The sequence below is a fragment of the Yoonia sediminilitoris genome (assembly GCF_003058085.1).
GTDB lineage: Bacteria > Pseudomonadota > Alphaproteobacteria > Rhodobacterales > Rhodobacteraceae > Yoonia > Yoonia sediminilitoris.
Genome location: NZ_QBUD01000006.1, coordinates 1 through 16,647, shown reverse-complemented (window position 1 = coordinate 16,647; position 16,647 = coordinate 1). Strand labels below are relative to the sequence as shown.

The 16,647-nt window shown below is 58.6% G+C and carries 16 protein-coding genes; 12 read left to right on the top strand and 4 right to left on the bottom strand.

Going from position 1 to position 16,647, the window contains the following annotated elements; genetic code table 11:
* Positions 1-69: 69 nt before the first annotated feature.
* The 8 genes from C8N45_RS12415 (at position 70) to C8N45_RS12385 (ending at position 7,240) form a co-directional block, all read left to right on the top strand.
* Complete coding sequence (locus C8N45_RS12415) at positions 70-1,152, top strand: coiled-coil domain-containing protein (RefSeq protein ID WP_108386585.1); 1,083 nt, start codon at positions 70-72, stop codon at positions 1,150-1,152.
* Between the two features lie 63 nt (positions 1,153-1,215).
* Positions 1,216-2,337 carry a hypothetical protein gene (locus tag C8N45_RS12410; protein WP_108386584.1) on the top strand — a complete coding sequence of 374 codons (1,122 nt, stop codon included), beginning with the start codon at positions 1,216-1,218 and terminating at the stop codon, positions 2,335-2,337.
* A gap of 13 nt (positions 2,338-2,350) precedes the next feature.
* Positions 2,351-2,524 carry a hypothetical protein gene (locus C8N45_RS23245; RefSeq protein ID WP_168769471.1) on the top strand — a complete coding sequence of 58 codons (174 nt, stop codon included), beginning with the start codon at positions 2,351-2,353 and terminating at the stop codon, positions 2,522-2,524.
* A 17-nt stretch (positions 2,525-2,541) separates the two neighbouring features.
* Entirely contained in the window at positions 2,542-4,482 is a 1,941-nt protein-coding gene (locus tag C8N45_RS12405; protein WP_108386583.1) for an ATP-binding protein, read from the top strand.
* A 43-nt stretch (positions 4,483-4,525) separates the two neighbouring features.
* Positions 4,526-4,870, top strand: a complete 345-nt coding sequence (locus tag C8N45_RS12400) for a hypothetical protein (RefSeq protein ID WP_108386582.1) — start codon at positions 4,526-4,528, stop codon at positions 4,868-4,870.
* Positions 4,871-4,928: 58 nt separating this feature from the next.
* Positions 4,929-6,272, top strand: a complete 1,344-nt coding sequence (locus C8N45_RS12395) for a DUF6638 family protein (protein WP_108386581.1) — start codon at positions 4,929-4,931, stop codon at positions 6,270-6,272.
* A complete protein-coding gene (locus tag C8N45_RS12390; RefSeq protein WP_108386580.1) occupies positions 6,272-6,541 on the top strand; it encodes a hypothetical protein in 270 nt (89 codons plus the stop codon). Before C8N45_RS12395 ends, C8N45_RS12390 begins: the two co-directional genes overlap by 1 nt.
* Before the next feature lie 15 nt (positions 6,542-6,556).
* A complete protein-coding gene (locus C8N45_RS12385) occupies positions 6,557-7,240 on the top strand; it encodes a DUF1523 family protein (RefSeq protein WP_108386579.1) in 684 nt (227 codons plus the stop codon).
* An 89-nt stretch (positions 7,241-7,329) separates the two neighbouring features.
* Here the strand turns inward: C8N45_RS12385 and C8N45_RS12380 are convergent, their stop codons facing one another.
* From C8N45_RS12380 to C8N45_RS12370, 3 genes are all read right to left on the bottom strand, one after another.
* Positions 7,330-9,648, bottom strand: a complete 2,319-nt coding sequence (locus tag C8N45_RS12380) for an aldehyde dehydrogenase family protein (protein ID WP_108386578.1) — start codon at positions 9,646-9,648, stop codon at positions 7,330-7,332.
* 151 nt (positions 9,649-9,799) lie between these two features.
* A complete protein-coding gene (gene deoC, locus C8N45_RS12375; protein ID WP_245882668.1) occupies positions 9,800-10,699 on the bottom strand; it encodes a deoxyribose-phosphate aldolase in 900 nt (299 codons plus the stop codon).
* Between the two features lie 174 nt (positions 10,700-10,873).
* The gene (locus C8N45_RS12370; protein WP_108386577.1) at positions 10,874-11,707 is read right to left on the bottom strand and encodes a helix-turn-helix transcriptional regulator; all 834 of its coding nucleotides are present in this window, start codon (positions 11,705-11,707) and stop codon (positions 10,874-10,876) included.
* Between the two features lie 151 nt (positions 11,708-11,858).
* On the opposite strand from C8N45_RS12370, the gene rpe reads away from it, so the two are divergent.
* The 4 genes from rpe to C8N45_RS12350 all read left to right on the top strand — a co-directional run bounded on the left by rpe (position 11,859) and on the right by C8N45_RS12350 (position 15,840).
* Positions 11,859-12,539, top strand: coding sequence for a ribulose-phosphate 3-epimerase (gene rpe, locus C8N45_RS12365; protein WP_108386576.1), 681 nt, complete (start codon positions 11,859-11,861; stop codon positions 12,537-12,539).
* A gap of 285 nt (positions 12,540-12,824) precedes the next feature.
* Positions 12,825-14,252, top strand: a complete 1,428-nt coding sequence (locus C8N45_RS12360; protein WP_108386575.1) for a DUF4153 domain-containing protein — start codon at positions 12,825-12,827, stop codon at positions 14,250-14,252.
* Positions 14,249-14,929 carry a response regulator transcription factor gene (locus C8N45_RS12355; protein ID WP_108386574.1) on the top strand — a complete coding sequence of 227 codons (681 nt, stop codon included), beginning with the start codon at positions 14,249-14,251 and terminating at the stop codon, positions 14,927-14,929. Before C8N45_RS12360 ends, C8N45_RS12355 begins: the two co-directional genes overlap by 4 nt.
* Complete coding sequence (locus tag C8N45_RS12350; protein ID WP_108386573.1) at positions 14,914-15,840, top strand: sensor histidine kinase; 927 nt, start codon at positions 14,914-14,916, stop codon at positions 15,838-15,840. Before C8N45_RS12355 ends, C8N45_RS12350 begins: the two co-directional genes overlap by 16 nt.
* A 41-nt stretch (positions 15,841-15,881) precedes the next feature.
* On the opposite strand, the gene C8N45_RS12345 is transcribed toward C8N45_RS12350, so the two are convergent.
* The gene (locus C8N45_RS12345) at positions 15,882-16,370 is read right to left on the bottom strand and encodes a CIA30 family protein (RefSeq protein WP_108386757.1); all 489 of its coding nucleotides are present in this window, start codon (positions 16,368-16,370) and stop codon (positions 15,882-15,884) included.
* Positions 16,371-16,647: the final 277 nt, after the last annotated feature.

Here is a 16,647-nt window from a genome sequence, read left to right as displayed (position 1 = left end):
GTGATTTCATTGAATACCTGTGACCCGGTGCATAAGTATCTGGGAGCGAATAAAAAAGAGGGATTGTGAATGGCAAATTTTGAGACCCAGATTCAGGAATCGCAAAAGCAGGTCGCCGAGGCCCAGTCAAAGATTTCTGCGATGACCAGCCGGATAGAAGCCGCGCGCCAGAAAATGGCCGAGGGCACGGATATTTCCGTCGATATCGAAAATGCCACGCTGGACGAGGTGCACGCGCATACCGCCGCAATGGATGCCAATATCGCCGAGCTGATCATGGGTCTGGATGATGTCACATCCGCCTTTTCCAAAGACTTCGATGAAATGCGCTCAAAAACCGGGATGGAAACCTTCATCGGGATTTTCAGCAAGGGCAAAGCCGACAGCATGCGGCAGGAGCGGATGCGCACGGCATCCATTGATGACAAGTTGCAGGACCTGATCAGCAAATCAGACGTGATCATGCAACTGCTCGAAGGGCAGTTGGCAGTCCTGAATGAACAAAAAGAGACGGTGAACAAGAACCTTGGCGCCACATTGGAAGAGCGCGAGGCAACGGTCGCCGATCTTGAAAAAATCCGTGCCGATATCATGGCTGCCGATCCGGAGATTATCACGCTGGAGGGCAAGATTGCCGTCGAACAGGATGCTGCCGCTCGCACAGCCCTTGAAACCGAATTGCAGGCGCTGAATGGTAAATATAACGAGATGGTCCAGCAAGAGCAGGTCTATCTTGCCAAATCGCAGACGCTGGAACGCTATATCGAAAAGGGCAAAACCTGGATTGATTCACTGCAAAATCAGGCAGCGACGCAGATGGTTCTGATTAACAAGTTGCAAACAGATACCAAGCAGCGGGTTGTGCTTTATGACGCCTTGCTCAAGTCGCTCAAGACGGCCCAGCAGCAGGACGTGGCGCACAAGATAAACGAAATCGGCGTGCAGACGGACCAAGAGGCACAGACAGCCATGGCCGCTATCGGGTCGGCGACCAACGCACGCATGGCCGACATGCTGGAAGCCCACGAAGACCATATGGTCTTTGCCCGCGATGTGCTGGAACAGAAAGCAAAGGCCGACGAACGCTTTATCCGCCGGTTCCAGAAGATCGTGGAGAAGCACGATAGCAACCAGTACGGGGCAGAGAGCTGACTTGTTGTCTTGGCCCGGCATCGCCGGCAGTGCACGAACCTTGGTTTTGAGTTGGATTAGGACATGACCCAAGCCGACCTCCAATCCGACCACATGAAGCTGGAAGATACCCGCGTCACCCGCCGCTATTTCGGTAAGTTCGCCAAGATCACCCAGCATCTGACCAAAGTGGCCGCGACGATGCAGGCCGAAGGGCGTTTTGACCGGCGCGAGATCGAAATTCTGGCCCGTTACCTGACGGGGTTGAACTGGACCTTTCGGGCGATGGCACACAAATACCATTTTGCGGGCCGCTATGCCCATGCGGGTGCGCTGACGTTTGACCGGGTCGAAAGTGGCTTTCCTGTCTATCAGGAACTGCTTGAGATGGCCAATGATGCCCAGCAGGCCGACAGGCATCTGGCGACGCAACCATCTGTCGCAGCGCTGAAGGATGAAATGGTCCGTGTGATCCTTGGCGAACAGGAGATTCCAACCAAACTGCAATATGCCCTGTCCCAACGGCTTTATTACGAAGAATTGGCGAAGGGCGATTTATTCTGGGCGCGCAATGACCCGCAAGCAGTCTGGCTTCGGAATGCCGATGACAGACGGATGTTTCAGGTCCATTGGGCGGTCTATGACAGTCAGGTCAACCTGCCGACGATCTATCTGATGGATGTCGCGGACACAGGTCGCACAGGCCTGCCCAAGGACGAAGCCCGCTGGCCTCAAGCGCAGGCGCATTTGATGGCGCAATCTGTGGCCGGGCTGAAACTGCTGACCATCGCGCGCGGTTTTGACGAGGATTTTGACGACCTGCACCCAACGCGGCTGCGTCGTTTTCACATCGGGCCGATGTACTCCAACGCCTTTACGCGGCAGTCGGGCCCGTTACGCGATGTGCTGCGCGCCGCCAACGCGCCTGCAGGCGACGACTGGGCGCTGGTCTGGACCGAAGAGGATTTGGTGTCAGAGCGGGTCGAGAATGTGAAATCCGGCTGGTTCGGGTCGGTCGAGCGTCAGATTTTTGCGCTTGATCCGTTTGCGGGTGGTGGTGGCGACACCGGGGCCAGCCGCATGGAGCGCGCCCTGATTATGCCGGAACGCCCCTATCAGGCGCTGGCCGAACGCAACCCGCCGGGGTTTCATGATGTGCGCAAGTTTGTCGTCAATGATGGCGGACGCGTGCTGAGTTATCGCTAAAAGGGAGGTCATAATGCTGATCCGACTCTGCTTTCTTGGTGTCTGGCTTGCGGCCTGCACCCCGGCACCCGACCGGGCCCCGGTGTTCCAGATTGATGGACCTGCTGCCGACACGTCATTTTCGTCCGGTGCCCAAGACGTCATCGCACGGGTCGCCCTGTCCGAACACCGCGATATTTTGAAGTAGAAAACTCCGGAGACATCATGAGCCAATCAAGTGATCAAATGGAACTGCGCGAGGATGATATTCGTGCGCATTACATTCCGGCGTCAGAAATGTTGATGCAACTGGACCATAGTCCGCGCATTGCCAAACCCCGCCTGACCGTCACGACCCCTGAAAAGTCCCCCGATGTTGCCGCGACGCGCCGTCGCTTTCGATCCACGACGCCCGGCATGTTGTCCCGTACATCCGCACCGGCCAGTGGCGTGCGCCTGTTGGACCGGATTGCCGAAACTGATGATGATGATCCGCTGACTTCGCCTGCGCAGGCGGCGGTAGGCCATGCTTTGCGCCGCGCCCTGTCGATAGCGCTTACTGTCGCGGATAATTTCTCGGACATGACTGCGCTGACCGAAATGAAGCGCCAGAACCTCGAAGGCCGCCTGCCAGAGGCGCAGTCGGTTGCCTTCACCGAGTTTCTGGCCGCCGAATCGCTTGTCGCCCTTTATACATTTGCCAATGCGACCTCTTTCCTGCTGGCCACCTATGCCACCGAATCCAGCGTTGACGTGGGCAGCGTCGATGAGGTGCTGACCGACAATGCGCCGTTGGCCTTGCACGGTGCGCTGTGGGAATTAGACCAGAAACTGGGCCAGTTCGCCAAGGATGAACCGACATTCATCGCCACGACGCTGACCTATTGCGAGCAACTGATGGAAAAGGCCGCTGCCCGTGCCAGCACAGCGGGACGGTTGGAAAGCTTCAACAACGCCTCATGGCGGGTCGAGGCGGATGATCTGACGATCAACGGCTTTTCGCCCGCCCGTCAGGCCAAGGGTTCTACCCTGACCATGACGTTCAAGAAGCCGAACGAAGTGGTGGGCAATCACATCGCCAAATATCAGGCGATGAAGCTGGCCAAGATGGTCATGGCCTATGATTTTGACCGCAAACTGAACCCCTTCGCCGAACTGGGCGGTTTCATCTTTACCTTTATGGGTGACGGCAAGCCGGGGACGGGGAAAACGACCCTGATCCAGATGATGGCGGGTCTGATCAACGACTATTGTCAGGTCGCGGGCTATCCGTTCCGCTATCAGAACCTGAGCACTGACAATATCGACAGTTATCAGGGCAAGTCGGGCCAGAATGCCAAGGCCTTTATCAACAATGTGCTTGATCCCCGTGTCATCGGCTTTGGCACCATTGACGATATTGACCAACTTGCGGGCAAGCGCGGTGACAGGCAATCATCGGCTGGCCAGTTGGAAATTACCGCTGTCCTGATGGAAAGCTTTGCGGGGGCCAACACGGTGGTGCGGGGCAACTGCACCTTCGGGATGTTTTCGAACTATCCCGAAAACGTCGATGATGCGCTACGCCAACGCGCCGGTGCCCGCTTTCTTGTCGATGGGCCGCAAACCCGCGAAGATTACATCGACATCCTGTATCTGCTGATGGGCAAGAACCATGACATCCCCGTTGGCGCACATGAGGTTTTCAGCGCGCAAGAGATCAAGAAAGCGGTCGCGGCTTCCTTTGCAGGCCACGCCCGCCCCAAAGAGCAGGGGTTGCTGAACGTCTATGACCGCGTGTCGGCCGAGATTGGTACGTTGGATACCATCGCCAAGATGGGGACCTATCTGAAGGCTATTCAGGAGGCTGACGAACGTTTCACCGGTCGCGCGATCAAGAACATCACGGATGCCGTGAAGGTGCGGGCGATGGACTTTGAGCTGCCCGATGAATGGATGGAAGACCCCGAGTTGTTCCTGTTCAAAGACTACGACACCAAAAAGGCGATGATCGAAGAGTTGCGCCAGCCAATTACGGTGGACATGGTGATACAGGAAATCAACCGCTACGCCGACAGCGAATTCCGCTATGCTGACAAGTCCGACGAGGTCGCGATCGCAAATATGGTGCGCGATTTCGGACGGCAGGAAGAAGCGAAAAGGCGGTATCTGGAGGGGCAAGACTGATGCAAGGCGCACGGCAGGTGGCCGGCCAGAGTAAGGCGCGCTGATGGAGCAGCTTTTGTCAGATAGTCTGTTCTTGCCTGCGCTTGTTTTGGCCGCGTTGGGGTTTGCCGTGCCGCGCATTCTGGCGCGATTTCTACCGGAAGGAGTCAAGCCGCTGTTCCTCAATGCGTTCCTGTCCAGCATCCTGCTTTTCGCTGCCAGCGCTGCGTTCTTTTTCTGTCTGTATCTGTGGCAGGGCGCCCCGATGGCGGAAATTATGGCTGCGGGCGCGCTTGCCAATATCGTCTTTTTCGGACGACTTGGGTTGATTGCCGCGATGATCTGGGCACCGATCATGATCCTGTCGGTCGCGGGGTTGCCGCGCAAATGGGTGAAGGAAACGTGGTAGCATGATACACATGGGTTGGGCCGCGGGGTTGATGCCCTCTGGGTCTTGGGGAATATGAATGCACCGTTTGATTGAAAAAGGCCTGATGTTTGGCAATCTGGTCCGCGTGGACAGTCCGGTGCTGGTTGAACGGTACAATCGGGCATTGATGCATCTGTGCGGCAAACAAACCGCGCTGGATGTGTTTCATATCGATATTTCGGGCTATTCGCCGGAAGTCGGGGACGAGCTTGGCGATGATCTGTACCTGAACCATCAGGGCGTGAACCGGCAGTTCATTTTGTTGACGACCGATCAGGTGACAGCCCCTTTGCTGAATGCGAAATTCTCCACGTCGCGCAGCATCCTGCGGCAGTTCATTATGGAAAACCAAGCACAACTGTTCGCCCTGACAACCCGTGACGCGGTCGCGGGCGAGTTGGTAAATTCGGTCTACCTGTCGGATACGCCCGCGCGCCTGTTTGATATCCGCAAGGTCAGGGTCGAAGCCGACACCACCAGCGGCACTGTGGCCGATGCCGAAAAACTGGGCCAGATGATCAACCGCTTCAAGACCGAGGATGACGCATGGCATAATGATGTGCTGATCGCCCAGATGATCGGCATGGCCAAAAAGACGGGCGATGTGATGCGCAATCCGGTCCGGCTCAAGCGGATGGAATTTTCGCAGGACAACTTCTGGACCGATCATTTTGGCGGGATTTATGTCTTTCGGTCAGTCCCGCACCCGGCGGCGATTGTGGGAGGTGACAGATTGGATGATCTGCCCATTCCCTATACCTTCACCCTTGATGATCGGTCTGCCATCGCCAAGTTCCTGAAATTGAACGACCTGACGGAAAGCGTGATCAAGGCCCGAGGGATCGACGCCTCGGCCATTCTGCGCCAGAAGATGGATTTTATCGTCATGTCCGTTGCAGCCGACATGGGCGCGGATTTGACCCGCGCGACCCGCCGCGACCTGCGCCGTCTGGGGCAACAATATGCGCGTGACCTTCCTCAGGAGTGGCAGGGTCTGGCCGCACTTGTGCGCTGGGCAGAAGATGACGGGCCATGGCCCAAGATCACATCAGAGCATCCGGCCTATTTCTACACTTTGCGCGCCAAACCCCATGCGGACGCCGATTTGGTCAACAGGCTGTTGGCGGAGTTGTCGCCGCTGGACATCAGGCAGTTGTTCATCTGCCACAAAGAACTGTTTTATCGGTCATACGCGCACTGGCCGGATGAAAAGAAGGACTATGTCGTTGATTTTCTTGCCCGCGAGTACCAAGTCGATAAGGCAGGGGCCCGTGCGGAATTGTTCGGTCACGAGGCCGCGATGGAAGAGCCAGAGGCGCGGCCACGGGCTGACTTGATCACCCGAGTGGGCCCATGGGGTGCCGTCGGAAGGAGACGTTGATGCAATTCATCAAGTTGGTTGTGTTTGGTGCAATCGCCCTGACGATCATCTATTTTTCAATTTCGCTCTATTCAAAGTCGGTCCGGCGCGAACGGTTGGAAGACCAGTTTGACGAAGACCCCCCCGAAGGCGCAGGCCCTGAGGACAGGGATGCGTTCGTCGCCAAGGGTATGACTGAATATGAAAACTCCATCCGCCCCAAACTGATTGGTTTGGTTTTTGTTGTTCCCGTGATCGCGATTTCGGTGATCATCTATATCGTCAACTAACGAGAAGGCAGACCCATGCAAAAGTTCAAGATGATCATTCGCATTGTGGTGTTCGTGCTGCTTGGCAGCCTGCTGCATTATGTGCTGCCCGGTCAGGATGTGGGCCGCATCACCGGCACCGATACAATTCGGCAGGATTTCGGGCGGTTCAACCGCATCTTTTTTGCGCAGGCCGACAGCGGCAGTGCCGAGGCCGCCAACCGCGATGTGCTGTTCATTGATGCGGTGCGGCGCCCGACCTACCTGTTTGGCCTGATCCGTGGCAGCGAAGTCAACGATGTGATGATCTATCGCAACGAGGATACGGGGTTTATCTGGCCGCCCTATTTCAAGTTCGATACCCGTGATTTGCAGGGTGAGGCCAAGCAACTGGTCTCGACCGCTGAGGCGCCCAAATGGGTTGTGATTACCCATTATGGCTGGCGCAACCGGTTCCTGACGATCTTCCCCAACGCGATTTCGATCCGTGAGATCGACAGTCCTGACTACCGTCCCATCCCTTGGGTCAATATCGCGTTCTTCATCTTTCTGATGGTGGCGTTGATGTTTGTGCGTGCAGCCTGGGCGCAGTTCCGTGAACGTTCGGTTGATCCGTTGATGGATGCGGCGGGCGATCAGCTGGACGAAGTGCAGGCTGGCGTGGCCGAGCAGCGCGGGCGTTTGCGCCGCTGGCTGGACACGTGGCGTTCAAAGAAATGACGGCTGCGCCGACATGATTTTTGGGATGGGGGCGTTGCCCCCGGCCTTGCGGCCTCCCCCAGGATATTTTTGGCCATAAGAAGCCGGGGCTATTCGCCGTAGGGGATCCAGATGTTTTTGACCTCGGTGCTGGCGGCAAGGTAATCTTGCGCGCTTGGTGTGATGGCCTGTTGGTTGTTGACCCACGTGCGTTTGAGGTTTCCGGCACTTGCCCTTTCGATCACACCGCTCAGGTCGCTGCTCGAAAAGGACCAGACGGCATCAATGTCCAGATGGCTGGCCAGCGTTGGTGCCAATTCGGAATGGCTACCGGTGATGATGTTGACAACACCGCCGGGCACATCAGACGTTTCAAGGATTTGGATGAAGTCAGTCGCGGCAAGCGGGAAGGGTTCGCTGGCAGCGAGCACCACGCGGTTGCCCATGGCGATGGCTGGCGCCATTGCGTTGATCAGTCCGGCGAGCGGTTGTCCGTCGTCGCACAGGATACCGATGTTCCCGACCGGTTCTTTCATGGCCAGTGCCACGCCGCGAATTGGCACTCCATGCACCTGCCCGTCATATTTATCGGCCCATGCAGCATATGTGAAGAGCGTCCGGATGCCGGTTTCAACTTCATCCGCGCCGGTTTTGTTGCCGGTCATATTGTTGATCCGGGTTGCGAATTCGTCGCTGCGGGCCGAGAGGTTTTCAGCGATGTAATAGAGAATTTGCGCCCGCAGGTGGCCGGTGGTCTTTGACCAGCCTTTGGCCGCATTGCAGGCCTCGACCGCGTTGCGGATATCTTTGCGGTTGGCTGTGGATGCATGCCCCAGAAGCTTGCCTTTCGGGCTGTAGACCGGCTTGGAATAGCCACCATCGGGTCGTGCCTGTTTGCCGCCGATGTAGAGTTTGGCGGTCCGGTCAAGCGGGTCGGCGGGGGTGCCGTCTTCGGTCGTGAAGGCCGCGATTTTCCTGAGCGGTTTACTGTCGCGCTTGGGTCTGGTGTAGCCAGACAATCCCTCCCAGCCGCCTTCGCGCCCGAAGCCGCTTTCGCGGACCCCGCCAAAGCCAGCAGCGGCATCCATCATGTTGGTGCCGTTGACCCAGACGATCCCGGCGGCAAGTTTGGGGGCGACATCAAGCGCCAGATTGATGTTTTCCGACCAGACCGATGCAGCCAGCCCATAGCGCGTGTTGTTGGCGATTTGCACCGCCTCGGACGGTGTCCGGAAGGTCGTTGCGGCAAGCACCGGGCCAAAGATTTCCTCTTGCATCAGCGTTGATGCTGGGGACAGGCCGGTGATAAGCGTGGGCGGATAGAAGCAGCCGGCGGGTGCTTTGGTCTGGTATGTTTCGCCTTCGGTATTGTCGCCGACCATTCTTGTGATCTGGTCCAGCTGCACCGGGTCCACGATGGCACCCACGTCGATGCATTTGTCCAGCGGGTCGCCGATGCGCAGCCCGTCCATCCGCGATTTCAGCTTGGCATAGAAGCGGCCGGCGATGCCTTCCTGCACCAGAAGGCGCGACCCTGCACAGCAGACTTGCCCCTGATTGAACCAGATGGCGTCGACCAGCCCTTCGACCGCTGAATCCATGTCGGCGTCGTCAAAGACGATGTAGGGCGACTTGCCGCCCAGTTCTAAGGACAGGGCCTTGCCTGACCCGGCTGTGGCCTCGCGGATTTTGCGCCCGACTTCGGTAGAGCCTGTGAAAGCGATCTTGTCGACATCGGCGTTGACCAGCGCCGCACCGGTTTCGCCGTCGCCGGTCACGATGTTGACCACGCCGGGGGGCACGCCTGCTTCTGTGCAGATCTCCGCAAAGATCATCGCAGTGAGCGAGGTGTATTCAGCCGGTTTCAGGACGACCGTATTGCCCATCGCGAGGGCGGGTGCGATTTTCCATGCCAACATCAGCAAGGGAAAGTTCCACGGGATGATTTGGCCGCAAACACCCAAAGCCGCGCGGTCAGGCAGTTCGTCTTTCATCAGTTGGGCAAAGCCTGCGTGATGGTAGAAGTGCCTGATCGCAAGGGGCACGTCGATGTCGCGGGACTCCCGGATCGGTTTGCCGTTGTCGAGCGTTTCCATGACGGCCAGCAAACGCGCATGTTTCTGCATCAGCCGCGCGATGGCATAGAGGACGCGCGCGCGTTTATGGCCCGACTTGGCCCACGCGGGTTGCGCCTTGCGCGCGGCCTTGACCGCCTCGGCGACCTCCTCTGCCGTGCCTTTGGTGACGCCTGCCAGCTTTTCACCCGTGGCCGGGTTGTTGGAGGGGAAGTCGTCGCGCAACGTGCCCCATTTGCCGTTGATGTAATGGCCGGCGATGCCGCCATGGTCAGCCAGCCATTGCAGGGCTTCGGCGCTGCTTTCGGGGGCGGGGCCGTAGTCCATAGTGTCGAAGATTTCTTTGATAGTCATGATGCTGCTGCCCAAGTGCTGAGGGCGGCTCCCGGCCGCGGGTGGTGGTGAAGCCCCCGCCGACGTCTTCCCAGCACAGTTTCAATGTGACGGGGCCGGTCGGGGGTTGCCCAGCGTACCGCCGGGCGGATTGCGTGAGATTGGTGCGCGCTCATCCGATTGCGTGCCGCCACTGGGCGCTGTAGGCGCCAGTGACATGATGTTCGAGTTGGCGTTCGATATCGCCCAGCAGGCTGGATGCGCCGAAACGGAACAGGTCAGGTTGCAGCCAGCGGTCGCCCAGTTCGTCCTTGATCATCGACAGATAGACCAACGCGTCCTTGGCTTTGCTGATGCCGCCTGCGGGTTTGTATCCGACCTTGATGCCTGTGCGGTCCTGATAGTCGCGGATTGCGCGGATCATTGTCAGGGTCACAGGCAGGGTGGCGTTAACGGGCTCTTTGCCGGTAGACGTCTTGATGAAATCAGCGCCCGCCATCATGCAGACCAGGCTGGCGCGGGCGACGTTGCGCAGCGTGCCAAGCTCGCCCGTGGCAAGGATCGCCTTGACGTGGGCATCACCGCAAGCGGCGCGCATTTCGCGCATTTCATCGTAGAGCGCCTGCCAGTTGCCCGTCAGCACATGGCGGCGGCTGATCACGATGTCGATTTCGGCCGCTCCGGCGGCAACGCTTTCGCCAATTTCAGCGATGCGCAGGTGGAACGGCGACAGACCTGCGGGAAACCCGGTGGAGACAGCCGCAACAGGAATGCCCGACCCTTGCAAAGCATCAACGGCGGTGGCGACCATCTCGTGATAGACGCAGATTGCCCCGGTCGTCAGGTCCGGCATGCCCAAGGCCTCTAGAATGTCGGCGCGCACAGGTTGGCGGGCCTTGGCGCACAGGCGGCGCACGCGGCCCTCGCTATCGTCGCCGGAAAGGGTTGTCAGGTCCATCAGGCTGATGGCCTTGCACAGCCATGCGGCCTGATAATCCTTCTTGACGCTGCGCCTTCCAGGCAGGGTCTTTGCGCGCCGCTCAATGGCCGATGTGTTGGCTTGCGCCGACATCACCCAATCAAGATCAAGCGGGATGCCGTCATTGCGGGGTTCGTGGACCTGCGGCAACTGCGATGTTGTCAAGGTCGGGGATTGGGTTGTTTGCAAGTCGGCCTCCCTCGCATTGCCATCACAGCGTTACACTTTGGCAGTGTCTTGGCAAGTTTTGACCGGACGGTCAAATGTTTAGACCGGCTGGATAATCTGCCGCTGGTATTTTTGTCGATATTGCAGTGGCGTGTGCCCATAGGCGGCCCTGAACAGCTTGTGAAAATGCGACATATTGGGCAGTCCGCAGTCTGCCGCGATCTGTCCGACGGGTTCAGCGTCTGTGATGAGTGCGCGGGCGGCAAACGCCATGCGCTGCTGGTTCACGTAATCCGATGGGGTGATGCCAAGATGCTTGCGCATCATCCGGCTGACGTGAGGATGTGCCTTGCCGGTCAGGGCCACCAGTCCGGCGGCGCCGTCCCTGAAGGTCGCGGGGTCTTTGGCCGCGCGGCAGGCCTCGGTCAGCCAGCCTGGCATGTCCGGGGGGAAGTTGTCGGCGGTCAATTCGGCGCAAAGTGGCAAAAGAAACCCTTCGGCGGCCAGCGATCCGCAGTCGCTTTGCTCCAATTGCACGGCCGCATGGTTCAGCGCGGCCAGTTGCCGGATGTTCCGGTGTGTCTGCGCAATGGGCCCCTTGGCCCAGAAAAGGTGGCCGCATAGACCGGGGTGGCGTTTGACAAGCGCCTTGATCGTCCCCGGATGGATCGAGATAGACACGATCAGCGCATGTTCCCCCCGCCCTTGCAGTGCATGTGGCTGTCCGGGACGCATAAAGATCAAGTCGCCTTCGGTCAGCGTTTCCGCCCGATCTTGCAGATGATGCCGGACCTTGCCGTTCTGCACCCAAAACAGTTCGAAAAAATCGTGATCATGCAGCGCCTTGGGCCGGGTTGGCGTCAATGTCGCCCGCGCCAGATGCACCTGCGCATTCCCGTTCAAGATATCGCTGTGTTTCAATGTAAATAACATAGGGACAAACTAGCAGATGGGTTGCTGCGGCGCAGCATAAATCGTCTGCGTGGACGAAATGCGCGAATTTCAGGCAATCGGATGGCGTTGGGGTATTCCAGACTCTGCCTTGTGCATGCTATGGCCCACCCAACTGAATATGAGGTTCCACATGTCCTTTGATCGCACCGTTAAAATCGCCCCGTCGATCCTTGCGTCTGACTTTGCAAATTTCGGTGCCGAATGTGCGGCTGTCGAAGCGCAAGGCGCGGACTGGATTCATGTGGATGTGATGGATGGCCATTTTGTGCCCAACATCACTTTTGGGGCCGCCACCTGCGCGGCCATCCGCCCCCATATCAAGGGTGTGATGGATGTGCATCTGATGATTGCGCCGGTGGACCCCTATATCGACGATTTCGCGAAAGCCGGGGCCGATGTATTGACCGCCCATGTGGAGGCAGGCCCGCATATTCACCGCACCCTGCAAGCTATCCGTGGTGCGGGTATGAAGGCAGGCGTTGCCCTGAACCCCGGCACCCCTGCCGAAGCCGTATCGGAACTGCTGGACATGGTTGATCTGGTTTGCGTGATGACGGTCAACCCCGGATTCGGTGGCCAGAAGTTCATTGATATGACGTCGAAAATTCGTGCCTTGCGCGCGATGATCGGTGATCGCCCGGTCCATATCGAGATTGATGGCGGTGTCGATCCGACGACTACACCGCTGGTTGTCGATGCAGGAGCCGATGTACTGGTTGCCGGTTCAGCCGTGTTTCGGGGTGGCTCCGTCGCCAATCCCGCGCCCTATGGCGACAACATCCGTGCGATCCGTGTAGCGGCGCAGCAATAAGGTGTCCTGACAAGCGGCATGCACCAATCCGACGGCAGCCCCTGACCCCGGGTGGGGTTAAGCCCCCTCCCGTCATGCCGAAGGCATGCCGCATTCAATTGGCGTGCCTCTGGCGCGACGGGAGGGGCGGGGGCTGCCCGGCCCAAAAGCCGGGCGGGAACGGATTCGTCGAGCGGCTGGAATACAATCAACGCGCTCTAAGCATTTTCTGCACATTTGTCTGACCTGACATGCACGTTTGATCCTTAACACATCGCTCAACAAGAGCAGTGAAGGATTAGAAAAATGGTTGTGCGAGGCGTGCCCCGAGGTTTGGCAAAAGACGGTTGGTGGTTGGACGATGATGGCCAAGGCAAGTGGCGTGCGCCTGCAGTCGTGATGTTGGTGATTGTCGCGCTGGCTGATGTCTTGTTGTGGCACGCTGATGCGGGACTTGGGCTTGTTGGCTGGATTATCGCAATTGCAGCGGCGATCCACATGACGCTGAGTGGCAAGACTGGCTGGTCGCATCTGGCCATTGGCTGGGGCGCGCTGACAGTTTGTCTGATCCCCGCATTTATACAGGTTCAATTTCTGTCAGTATGTTTGGCCATTGCGGGGCTTTTGGGATTTGCCGCGCATGCAGCGCTTGGAAAGCCCCCGATGGTGGCAATCCTCTCCGCCATGTTTCGTCTGCCAGGGCGCGGAGCCGTGCAGGTATGGCGTGACGCGATGGGCATTCGCTTTGCGGTCCCGACAGGCGGCACAGTGAAATCCGCCCTGTTCGATTGGTTGCTGCCTGTCGGGGTCGGCGGCGTGTTCCTGCTGCTGCTTGTGGCGGCCAACCCGATTGTCGAAGGTTGGATGCGATCCATGGCGCTATTGAACCGGGTTTCACTTGATCTGCCACGTCACCTGTTCTGGCTGGGCGTCGCCCTGATGGTCTGGCCGTTCCTGCGGTTGTCCGTGCTTGGACTTCAGCACCCGTCAAAGCGGCAGTTCAGGGCTTTTGAACTTGGCTTGTTCAACGCCCGGTCTGTGCTGCGCGCACTTGTGGTCTTCAACCTGATCTTTGCGGTGCAGACCTTCATGGATATTGGGGTCATCTGGGGCGGCGTCAGCTTGCCCGGTGGAATGACATATGCCCGGTACACGCACCAAGGTGCCTATCCGCTGCTGGTAACGGCGCTGCTGGCGGGGGTTTTTGCGTTGATTGCACAGCCATTCCTGACAGATCGGCCGTGGGTGCGTGGGTTGATGTACCTTTGGGTTGGGCAAACAGTCTTGCTGGTTGTCTCCTCGCTCTTGCGGCTCGACCTTTATATCGACGCTTACGGGTTGACGCGGCTGCGGGTGGCGGCGCTGGTCTGGATGTGTGTCGTTGCTGTTGGGTTGCTGTTGATGCTGGTGCAGATGATAGGCCGCAAGACAGTCGGTTGGTTTGGTCTGCGGGCAGGCGGGCTGGGGGTGTTGGCGCTTTATATGATGTCGCTGGTCAGCATCGACGGGATCATCGCGCGGCATAATCTGGCCGACGACAGACCGCGTGACCACTATGTTTGCACGCTCAGCGAAGGGGCGCTGCCTGCGATTGTCGCATTCGAGCTTGCGCAGGGCACGTCACCATGCCACCGCAGCCGCCCGCGCTTGCATATCCCGCAGGATTGGCGCGAATGGGGCTACCGCAATGCGATGCTGCGCCGTAGTTTGGCGCAATTGGAGGTGTCGCAATGATTTTGGTGGCCGATGATGATATGCAAATCCGCGATGTGGTGCGGATTGCGCTGACGCAAGCCGGGTTCGCGGTGGCCGAGGCTGTCGATGGGCGCGAGGCATTGGAAAAGGCGCAAAGCCTGACCCCCGATCTGATTGTGCTGGATATCGGGATGCCCGAAATGGACGGGCTGAGCGTCTGCCGCGAATTGCGCAAGGATTCGGACGTGCCTGTCTTGTTCCTGACGGCCCAGGCGGACGAGATTGACCGCGTGGTGGGGTTTGAACTGGGGGCCGATGACTACGTGCCAAAACCGTTTTCGCCACGTGAACTGGTGGCACGGGTCCGCGCGATCATGAAGCGTACAGCACCTGCCGCACCGGGTCAGGTTGTGATGCGGCGCGGCGTGCTCAGCATCGATCCTGACAGGCACCTTTGCCATATCAATGATGCGCCGGTGACGCTGACGGCCCGCGAGATGGAGCTGATTGCGCAACTCATGCGCTATCCTGACAATGTCTTGTCGCGGCCGCAACTGGTGGATGCGATCTATGGCACAAACGTCCATGTCAGTGACCGCACCATGGACAGTCACCTACGTAATCTGCGCAATAAACTCGGGGCGGCAGGTTGCGCGGATGCGATCGAAACAGTGCATGGCGTCGGCATTCGGATGGGCACATGCCGCGGCGGATAACCACCAAATGGCGGCCTCCTTTGGCCTTTGTGCTGGGGGGCACGCTGGCGGCGGTGTTTTTTCTGCCGCTGGTCGGCATTGGATATTTCCGGGTCGCGGGCAGTGTATTGGGCTGGGGCGAAACGGCATGGATGATCGGCTGGATGGCATTTGTGGCGACAGCCGTGCTGGGCTATTTTCTGTGGCGTCTTGTCTTGCAGCCGATGCGCAGCCTGACCGCTTTTGCGCGCAGCGAAGGGCAGATTGACCCGCCCGCGCACTTTGGCACGCCAGAGTTTTCGGAACTGGGCGAGGCTGTTCTGCGGATGACAGCAACCCTGCGAGGGCGCGAGGCTGTATTGCGGTCCTACGCGGATCACGTAACCCACGAGTTGAAATCGCCCCTTAGCGCGATCCGCGGGGCGGCAGAACTCTTGGATAGTGACGGGCTGACGGCGCAGGATCGCACTAAACTACTGGGAAACATAGCAACCGCGTCGGCCCGTATGGAAGGGCTGTTGGAAAAGCAAAAAGCCTTTGCGCGGGCGCATGAGCCGATGCAGTCAGGCAGGTGCAGATTGTCTGAGTTGGTATCGGACTGGCCCATCGTCAGCGTGGCGCAGGACGGGGTGATCCCGCTCAGCTATGATATGATGCATGTGGTCTGCACGCATCTGATCGGGAACGCGCAAACCTATGGCGCCGCAAGTGTAACCATGTCGTGTTATCTTGACCGGCTACTTGTGTCTGACGATGGTCCGGGGATTTCACCGGGTAATCAGGCGCGCATTTTTGAACCGTTTTTCACCACCAACCGCGATGGTGGGGGCACCGGGATGGGGCTGGCAATCGTGCAGCGGATGCTGGCGGCGCATGGGGCGGAAATACGGCTGGTCAAAGGGTCAGGGGCGACTTTCGAAATCAGCTTTTGAAGCAGCGTAAGATGGGTCTTGACCCATCTGCGTGACAAAGATCACCGGTAGAGCCTGACGCCCGCCACAGCTACGTCGGCGGTGAATATACGACCGACGGCAAGCACGCCCATGCGCCGCAAACCGGTCGGATCAAAGTCTGCATCAATCCTGTGCGGCTTGAATGTGGCAAAGGGCACGCGCAAGGCTGTCCAGACATTCGGGGCCTCAAAAGTAGCGCGAAAAGATTGCCACGGACGGGCCAACTGGGTTGTCCGCAACCGCAGGTCATAGGTTTCGTCATTGCCAAAAACGTCCATTTCGATGCCTGACCACGCGCTGACATCAACGGCACCGCCATCAGGGCGCAGATCAAATGCCATCTGAAGGAACCCGCCGTTGTTCTCTAATGACACTTGGCCATGCAGTCGTGTCGCCGTCCTGCCCTGAACACGTCCGGACGTCAGTTCGCCCTGTGATACGCCACCCATCACGCTATCCGCGACATACTCCCATTCGGGTACCAAGGCGACCTGCTCACGCTTACCCATGCTCTGCCCTTTTCCTGCCTTGCTGCGGATCTTTTTACCATGAATTAGGCTTGCTGGCGCAAAAGAACAGCCAACCGGGGCCAAATGCAGCGCTCGCTTGACCGTCTTGTCCTTGTCTCTTACGACTTTTGCGTGCCACAATCGGTGCAATGTCTGAAATTCAATGTAAAGGTCCCCTGTCATGCGAACACGTGCCGCCGTTGCTGTTGAAGCTGGAAAGCCGCTTGAGATCATGGAGGTCAACCTTGACGGCCCGCGTGCCGGTGAGGTGCTGGTC

Excerpts from the sequence above, each read along its gene's own strand:
- C8N45_RS12415 (WP_108386585.1), top strand. The coding sequence starts at position 70 with ATGGCAAATTTTGAGACCCAGATTCAGGAATCGCAAAAGCAGGTCGCC.
- C8N45_RS12410 (WP_108386584.1), top strand. The coding sequence starts at position 1,216 with ATGACCCAAGCCGACCTCCAATCCGACCACATGAAGCTGGAAGATACC.
- C8N45_RS23245 (WP_168769471.1), top strand. The coding sequence starts at position 2,351 with ATGCTGATCCGACTCTGCTTTCTTGGTGTCTGGCTTGCGGCCTGCACC.
- C8N45_RS12405 (WP_108386583.1), top strand. The coding sequence starts at position 2,542 with ATGAGCCAATCAAGTGATCAAATGGAACTGCGCGAGGATGATATTCGT.
- C8N45_RS12400 (WP_108386582.1), top strand. The coding sequence starts at position 4,526 with ATGGAGCAGCTTTTGTCAGATAGTCTGTTCTTGCCTGCGCTTGTTTTG.
- C8N45_RS12395 (WP_108386581.1), top strand. The coding sequence starts at position 4,929 with ATGCACCGTTTGATTGAAAAAGGCCTGATGTTTGGCAATCTGGTCCGC.
- C8N45_RS12390 (WP_108386580.1), top strand. The coding sequence starts at position 6,272 with ATGCAATTCATCAAGTTGGTTGTGTTTGGTGCAATCGCCCTGACGATC.
- C8N45_RS12385 (WP_108386579.1), top strand. The coding sequence starts at position 6,557 with ATGCAAAAGTTCAAGATGATCATTCGCATTGTGGTGTTCGTGCTGCTT.
- C8N45_RS12380 (WP_108386578.1), bottom strand. The coding sequence starts at position 9,648 with ATGACTATCAAAGAAATCTTCGACACTATGGACTACGGCCCCGCCCCC.
- deoC (WP_245882668.1), bottom strand. The coding sequence starts at position 10,699 with ATGTCGGCGCAAGCCAACACATCGGCCATTGAGCGGCGCGCAAAGACC.
- C8N45_RS12370 (WP_108386577.1), bottom strand. The coding sequence starts at position 11,707 with ATGTTATTTACATTGAAACACAGCGATATCTTGAACGGGAATGCGCAG.
- rpe (WP_108386576.1), top strand. The coding sequence starts at position 11,859 with ATGTCCTTTGATCGCACCGTTAAAATCGCCCCGTCGATCCTTGCGTCT.
- C8N45_RS12360 (WP_108386575.1), top strand. The coding sequence starts at position 12,825 with ATGGTTGTGCGAGGCGTGCCCCGAGGTTTGGCAAAAGACGGTTGGTGG.
- C8N45_RS12355 (WP_108386574.1), top strand. The coding sequence starts at position 14,249 with ATGATTTTGGTGGCCGATGATGATATGCAAATCCGCGATGTGGTGCGG.
- C8N45_RS12350 (WP_108386573.1), top strand. The coding sequence starts at position 14,914 with ATGCCGCGGCGGATAACCACCAAATGGCGGCCTCCTTTGGCCTTTGTG.
- C8N45_RS12345 (WP_108386757.1), bottom strand. The coding sequence starts at position 16,370 with ATGGGTAAGCGTGAGCAGGTCGCCTTGGTACCCGAATGGGAGTATGTC.